The sequence below is a fragment of the Paenibacillus senegalimassiliensis genome (assembly GCF_001486585.1).
GTDB classification, from domain to species: Bacteria; Bacillota; Bacilli; order Paenibacillales; family Paenibacillaceae; genus Fontibacillus; species Fontibacillus senegalimassiliensis.
In genome coordinates, this window is the sequence record NZ_LN909045.1 from 909,557 (window position 1) to 917,174 (window position 7,618).

At 44.6% G+C, this 7,618-nt stretch carries 5 protein-coding genes; all 5 read left to right on the plus strand.

The features are described 5' to 3' along the window. The first annotated feature begins 99 nt into the window (after positions 1-99). The 5 genes from BN3279_RS14070 to BN3279_RS14090 all read left to right on the plus strand — a co-directional run bounded on the left by BN3279_RS14070 (position 100) and on the right by BN3279_RS14090 (position 7,597). Positions 100-1,779: an extracellular solute-binding protein gene (locus tag BN3279_RS14070; protein WP_059051771.1), complete on the plus strand. Its 1,680-nt coding sequence runs from the start codon at positions 100-102 to the stop codon at positions 1,777-1,779. Between the two features lie 68 nt (positions 1,780-1,847). Beyond that, a complete protein-coding gene (locus tag BN3279_RS14075) occupies positions 1,848-3,761 on the plus strand; it encodes a cache domain-containing sensor histidine kinase (protein ID WP_059051772.1) in 1,914 nt (637 codons plus the stop codon). Continuing rightward, positions 3,736-5,349, plus strand: a complete 1,614-nt coding sequence (locus tag BN3279_RS14080) for a response regulator (protein ID WP_059051773.1) — start codon at positions 3,736-3,738, stop codon at positions 5,347-5,349. Before BN3279_RS14075 ends, BN3279_RS14080 begins: the two co-directional genes overlap by 26 nt. Before the next feature lie 79 nt (positions 5,350-5,428). After that, positions 5,429-6,514, plus strand: coding sequence for an AI-2E family transporter (locus BN3279_RS14085; RefSeq protein ID WP_059051774.1), 1,086 nt, complete (start codon positions 5,429-5,431; stop codon positions 6,512-6,514). A gap of 138 nt (positions 6,515-6,652) precedes the next feature. After that, complete coding sequence (locus BN3279_RS14090; protein ID WP_232436848.1) at positions 6,653-7,597, plus strand: tyrosine-type recombinase/integrase; 945 nt, start codon at positions 6,653-6,655, stop codon at positions 7,595-7,597. Positions 7,598-7,618 lie beyond the last annotated feature (21 nt).

Consider the following 7,618-nt stretch of genomic DNA (forward strand, 5'->3'; position numbering starts at 1 on the left):
CTTGAGTTCAGTAACTCCTCCAGGCCGCCGTAAGGCGGCTATGGGGTTGCATATTATAGCAATTAACTATTAATCAATTTCAGAAAAGGGGTAAAAAGCATGGGCATGAAAAGCAACTCCAAAAAAATGATGATGTTGCTGTTGGCAGCCATCATGGTGTTCTCACTGGCAGCTTGTTCTGGCGGAAATAACAATACCAAAAACGAAAGCGCTAACAATACGCCGGAGAACACACCTTCATCAACCGAAACGGTGACTCCTCCATCTGCTGATGAACCAGGCTGGAAGTCGGACACAGCTCCAATCACGTTTGACTGGTATTTGAACTTTGCTTGGTTTCCGAATAAATGGGGAGTGGACCCGACTTCTCAATATGTAACGAAGAAGACGGGCGTCGACATTAACTTTATCGTCCCTGCCGGTAATGAGAACGAGAAGCTGAACACGCTGATCGCTTCTGGTAAATTACCTGATTTTATCACGCTGGGCTGGTGGGAAGATGGTGTCAAGAAAATGATTGAAGGCGATCTCGTTCTGCCGCTGAACAAATTGGCTGAAGAGTATGACCCCTATTTCTTTAAAGTATCCGATTCGGATAAGCTGAACTGGTATACCCAAGAGGATGGCAATGTTTACGGCTATCCAAACTCCTCTTCATCGCCTAAGGATTACGAGCAGTTTGGAGATACCTATGTGTCCAACCAAACCTTCGTTGTACGGAAGGACATTTATGAAGCGATTGGCAGCCCGGATATGCGTACGCCGGAAGGGTTCCTGAATGCCCTTAAGGCAGCCAAGGAGAAATTCCCGCAAATTGACGGGCAACCGATGATTCCGCTGGGCTTGCATGAATTTACAGCAACAGGTAACGATTCTTTGGAACAATATATTCAGAACTTCCTGGCTATTCCAAGAGAAAAAGATGGCAAGCTATATAACCGCGAGACTGACCCGGAGTATGTACGCTGGTTGAAGACCTTGCGTCAAGCGAACCAGGATGGCTTGCTGGCCAAGGATATATTTATTGACAAGCGGGCTCAAATGGAAGAGAAAATCGTGCAAGGTCGCTACTTTGCCATGTTATATCAACGTACAGATTTTGGGGCCCAGCTCGGCACATTATATCAGAAGGATCCTGACAAGATTTATATTGCGGTAGATGGACCAGCCAATACGAATCTGGATGCACCTACACTGAACGGACCAGGTATTTCCGGGTGGACAGTCACACTGATCTCCAAGGATGTCAAGGATAAGGCACGTGCCATCAAGTTCCTTAGCTACCTGAACAGTGAAGAAGGTCAAAGAGATCTTTTCCTTGGTGAAAAAGGTGTGAGCTATGATACAATTGACGGCGTAGACCAATTTCTTCCTGAGGTCTTCGATCTAATGAATACCGACCGTGCCGCATTCGACAAGCAATATGGCTCTTCCTTCACCTTCTGGATGATGCAAAATACAAACATCACGCAACAATGGGCACCTAAAGCGGTTGAACCATACAAACAATTGGAGGACTGGACCATCGGCAAAACGGTGAGTAACTCGGAATTTGATCTGATTGATCCGTTAGCTAACTCCGATGAAGGCATTATTCTTGGCAAAATCAAAGATCTGCGCGGCAAGACGTTGCCGAAGCTGCTGATGGCTTCGTCTGAAGCAGAGTTTGATAAGATATTTAATGATTACATCAAGAAGCAAGAAGAGCTTGGCCTGGATAAGGTCATGGCGTTCCAACAAACGAAATACGAAGAGAACAAGAAGAAGCTTGGCATGTAGTCATAGCCAAGCCCAAAAGCTCGCGAACTGCGGGCTTTTGGGCTTTTTAAAAAGGAGTCATCACCTGTATGAAGAATAAGCGCTGGATCGCTCTGTGGGATTCATTTATGTATTGGTTTGGACGCCGCTCGCTGCAGAGCCGCCTGATCGCCGCCTATATCTTTATTATCCTGGGACCCAGCCTGATGGTGTCCTTTTATTCGTATCAAGCGATCAATAACATGTATGTTCGTGATGCGAAGGAGAAAAATGAGTCTTTGCTGGATATGGAAGAGCTTCATATTCACACCCAAATCGAGTCCATGGTTCGGGCAGTGCAGGTTGCTTATGACGACTTGGATGTCAGAGAATATCTGGCCAACACGAATGAGCCTGACGCGGCAGATTTAGTTGATTTTAGCAACAACAGCTTCAAGAACCTGACGCGCATCCAGTATTATAATCCTAACGTGGAGCATCTGCGCTTATTTTCTAGTAGCAATGTTCCGGAAATATGGCCGATCTTCTTCCGGGAAAGCCGGGTGGCTCATGAACCTTGGTATCAGAAGGCTGTAGAAATGAAAGGAATGGAATCCTGGGCATTCCAGTACAATGACCCGGATGTTATAGAGCGTTATAAGGGACAGCCCCCCCGCAGAGCACCTAAAGTGTCGTTGCTGCGTGAAATGAGCATCCCGGCCAACCACCATGTGGGTATGGTCCAGGTGGATATGCTGCTGGAGAAGTTCAGCCCGAGAACTTACTCAGCGATTCAGGACAACCAGTCGCAAATGCTGATTATGGATAGCGAAGCTCAAATATTTACGCTGGAGAATAACTCTTTGCTGGCGAAGTACCCGAATATGGGGGAGGCCATTAAGCAGCGTCTTCAGAGCTATAAGGATACCGGAATTTGGGATATGGATTACACAGAAAACGGAAAATCTTTTCTTCTACTCCACCAACCCATAGAGCGCATCAATGCTGATCTATTCAATATTGTCTCGATGGACGGTGTATTAGAGGAAATTTCTCATACACGGAATTTATTAATTGGCGCCAACATTGTGTTTATTACTATGGTAACGATCATTGCTTATGTACTTAATGCCTTTATTCTAAAAAATCTCCGTCTACTGACGGAGGAGATGAAGAAAGCCCGGCGCGGAGAGACTTATAACGGAATCACTATCCGTGGAGGCGGGGAAGTCGGGGAACTCGCGCATCATTTCTCCAAACTGATGAATACCATTAATACCCTGGTAGCGCAAGCCGTATATAAGCAAGCGTTAACCAAGGAAGCTGAACTTCGTACATTGCATAACCAGATTGATTCACATTTTCTATATAATACGCTAGAGAACATCAAGATGCTGGCCGAAATTGAGAACCAAAGAACGATCTCTGATGCGTTAACCTCATTGGGCGGGATGATGAGATACAACTTCAAATGGTCAGGTGAATATGTGAAGCTGCGCGACGAAATCAGGCATATTCAGAATTATACGGAAGTAATGAATATTCGCTTTGACACACCTGTTCAGCTTCAGCTTGATATCCCTGAGGATGATCTGGAGCTTGAGGTGTTGAAAATGTCGCTTCAACCGATTGTGGAAAATGCCGTCAAGCATGGGTGGACCGGGGAAGAGGCCACGGCGCGGGAAATTTCCATACAGGTTGAGGACTGGCAGGAAGGAGATATTCGCATCACGGTTACTGACAACGGTAGGGGAATGGATGAGGATACTTTAGTCAAGCTTAATCATCGCCTGGATACGGTAGGGATGAATGTGAAGTTCTCAGGCCGCTCGGGACAGGAATTGAAGCAGCAGGGAATTGGACTAAGGAATGTGCAGGAGCGCATCCGTCTTTACTATGGAAAGGAATATGGGTTGAAAGTCGTAAGTAGGCAGGGACATTTTACTCGTGTTGTGATGATTATACCTAAGGTACTGCTGGCAGGGAGGGTTGACAGAAATGACCAAGCTGATCATCGTGGATGATGAGAAGAATATTCGCCTAGGCCTGAAAACCATGATCGAGCGTGAATTTCAAGATCAATACGAGATCATTACGGCTACTCAAGGGGCTGAGGCGCTTGAGATGTATCTGACAGAGGGCGCGGACATCATCATTACCGATATTCGTATGCCCGTGATGGACGGCATTACCCTGATTGAGAGAATATCGGCAGAGACACTGCCATCGGGGCAAAGCGGTCGCCCGTTGATTATCATATTAAGCGGTTATGAGGATTTTGAGTATGCCAAGGCCGCTATCCATTATCAAGCGATGGACTATCTGCTCAAACCGATTCGCCGAGATGAATTATTTGGGGCACTCTCCAAATGTACGGAACAGTTGGCCAAACGTTCAGAGGTGGTTGAACAATTGGCGATTACGGAAACCTATCGCTTGCAGGTTCAAATAGCACGGTTGCAAGAATTGCTGCAGCAAAGGGACTTTACGGAGAAAGATACAGAGGCATGGAGTAAGGAAATTGGTTTCGACCGGTATCGTTTACCCTTCTCTGTGGCTGTATTGACTTATAAATATGAGGATGGCAGCCGGATGAAGAAGGAGGAACTCCAGTCGCTGGCCAAGCATATGTTTGAAAGTGTGGGAGGTCGACTCGACACCTGTCTGCTTGATCGTGAAGGCAGAGTGGTGCTGATTGGAGGACCACAACGGAAATTTGCAGAATTGTCGTTGCTGGCTGACGAGAAGGAACTGGATGGGCTGCTGATTGGTGTGAGCCAGGAGGGAAGTCAGCTAACGGACCTTGCTCATGGATACAAACAAGCCAGTGCTTCCTTGAGTTATACGTTTATTTATCCCAAGACGCGTCTGATTTGGTTCGCAGAACTACCCGGCAACCGCCCATTCTTTGCGATACCCAAGGAAGAGATACGCAAGCTGGGGAACATTCTAGGTACCAATCGGGAAAAGGAAATCGGACCGATGCTCCACCAGATATTCCGGATTGATCAACTGGCGAACGTGGACATCTCTTACTTAGAAGCGGTAAGCAAGCAAATGAATGAACAGGTACTTGATGAGGTATTCCGCCTGTATGGGGAGGCCTCTGTGGAAGTTATCAAGTTGTATCGCAAGGTAGGAGACTTATCTAACTTCCGTCATTTTCATGATTATTTCCGTTCCTTGGAGCAGCTACTTTTTAATCTGGACGCATATATCAAGGAGATTCGTTCGGCGCACAGTGAGCATGGAGATATGAGAGAAGCAGTCGCGTACATCGAGAACAATTACCACCGTGCGCTGAATATGGCGATGGTAAGTAATCACGTTTCATTGAACTACTCTTATTTTAGTGAAGCCTTCAAAACTTATGCGGGGGAAAGCTTTGTTACCTACTTGAAGAAGGTGCGAATACGCAAGGCCAAGGAACTGATTGGGATGGGTTCCCTCAAGCTCTCGGAGATTAGTGCAGCGGTTGGTTTTGAGAACACCAGGCAGTTTTCTCGCGTTTTCAAGGAGCTTGAGGGGGTCTCTCCGTTCGAATATCGAGGCAAGTTGTTTGTGGGAAGTGAGCGTTATACAGATCGGGAGAAATTTGAGGACGAGGAATAAAGGATTATTTTATTTTTGAATCATCCATATAGTATAATGAGATCAACAAGTTTTGGCATATTTTAAAAGTTAGGTGTGGATGATTATTAACCTGTTGGAGAAATGGACTCGTGCTGCTAAATTTATTTTGATCTTGTTGGCTATTGTGTATGTGTTTTCCTTGGTAAAACCCTTTTTCCTCCCTGTGAGTGCCGTTATCGGGGCCATTTCCATCCCTATTCTGTTGGCGGGGTTCTTCTATTACCTGTTACGCCCTGTAGTGAGTTACATGGAGGCGCACAAGATCAAACGATCCTGGGCGATTCTTATCATTTATGTAGCACTCGCCATCATAGCGATTGGATTTATTGCCGGGGTATGGCCAATGCTTCGAGACCAGCTTATCAATTTGGTGCAGAATATACCTCAGTTGATTCATTTGCTTGATATTCAGTTGAACAAGTTGGGAGAGACGCCTCTCTTGGCTTCTATTATCCCAGCAGATTCCGATTTGGCATCGAACTTTACCGCTTATCTTAGCCAGGGAATTTCGTTCTTGAGCAATTATATTTCTGGATTCGTATCCTTTATTTCTAATTTTGCCATCGTTTTGTTTACGTTCCCTATTTTGATGTATTACATGTTGAAGGAAGGCCACAATTTTAAGCGGAGCCTGGTGAAGTTGTCCCCCAAGCGCTATCGCAAGGAGACGCTGCGTGCCGCTGTAGAAATGGATAAGGCTTTGAACGATTATATTATCGGCCGGGTCATCGTCAATGTGGCCTTGGGAATCCTGATGTTTATAGGCTTCCTAATCATCGGCCTCCCATACGCACTTCTGCTAACCACGGTAGCGATTATTCTGAATTTTATCCCTTTGTTCGGGGCGATTATCTCTTCAATCCCAATTGTAATCATTGGCTTGATTGAATCCCCGTCTACCGGCATATGGGCGTTAGTCATTATTCTAGTAGCACAGCAAATTCAGGATAATGTAATTTCGCCTTATGTGTTTGGCAAGAAGCTGGATATCCATCCAGTAACAACAATCCTGCTCGTGTTGGGTAGCGGTAATTGGTTTGGCATTATCGGCATGATCGTGGTCATCCCGGTATATATGCTGATCAAAATAGCCTGGCGTCGTATCTACAAGCTGTTCTTCCGATCTCAGTGGGAGACCCTGTAGGCTAGAAGGATTTAATCTTCAAGCACCTTCAAGATTATTCTTATCTATCGTAAGATAGTGAGGATCATCTTGAAGGTGTTTTTGTTTATACACAATTACATACAGCATAAATTTGGAGGCAGCATGAAACTAACAATCATGGATTTAACGGAGTACATAAGACAATATGAAATTTACTTGAGTGTGGAACGGAATTTATCTTTCAAATCCATTAAAGCTTATCTTTCTGATTTAAATGGGTTGCTACTATGGTGTGGTGTTCAAAGTGTTGAAACCTTAACTAAAGATAGTTTGAAAGCATATCTGGAGGAACTGATGACTCAACGTGACCTGCGCGACTCGACGGTAAAACGAAAATACGTATGCTTGAAAGCATTTTTTAATTACCTCGTACAGAAGGAGCAAATGGATAGCTCTCCTCTCTCTGACTTTGGACGCAACTTTAAAACGGCTAGACGTATACCTAAAACATTGTCTGTCTCAGAAGTACAGAAGCTTCTTAATGCTCCTGGGGAGCATATGAAGCAACTGAAGACTGATTTTAGAAGATGGATTTGTATGCGGAATGATGCCATCATTGAACTGCTATATGTCATAGGAATTCGCATCGGGGAGCTAGTGGCTGTTGATATAGAGCATATTGATTTGGAGGAACAAACCATTTTAATCTTTGGCAAGGGGAGAAAAGAAAGGATTCTGTATATCTCAAGTGATGAAGTGATCAAAAAGATTCAGGTCTGGCTTAGTGTTAGAGAAGAGCTAAACCCTACATCAAATGCGCTCTTTATTAATAAATATGGCGGACGATTGTCCATTTATTCTATTGAAGATATTTATTATAAGTATAGAGACATTTCTAGTATCAGTAAAAAATCCACTCCGCACTATTTGCGACACAGCTTTGCGACACATCTACTTAATAACGGAGCCGATCTTCGCTCAGTCCAGGAAATATTAGGCCACACCAATGTAAGTACCACTCAAATTTATACAGAGGTGTCCGTAGAGAGGAAAAAGGATGTATTAACTAGATTTAATCCCCGGAATAGCTTGGGACAAAGAGATGATAAAACCTCCAAATAACTATAAATTATTTGGAGGTTT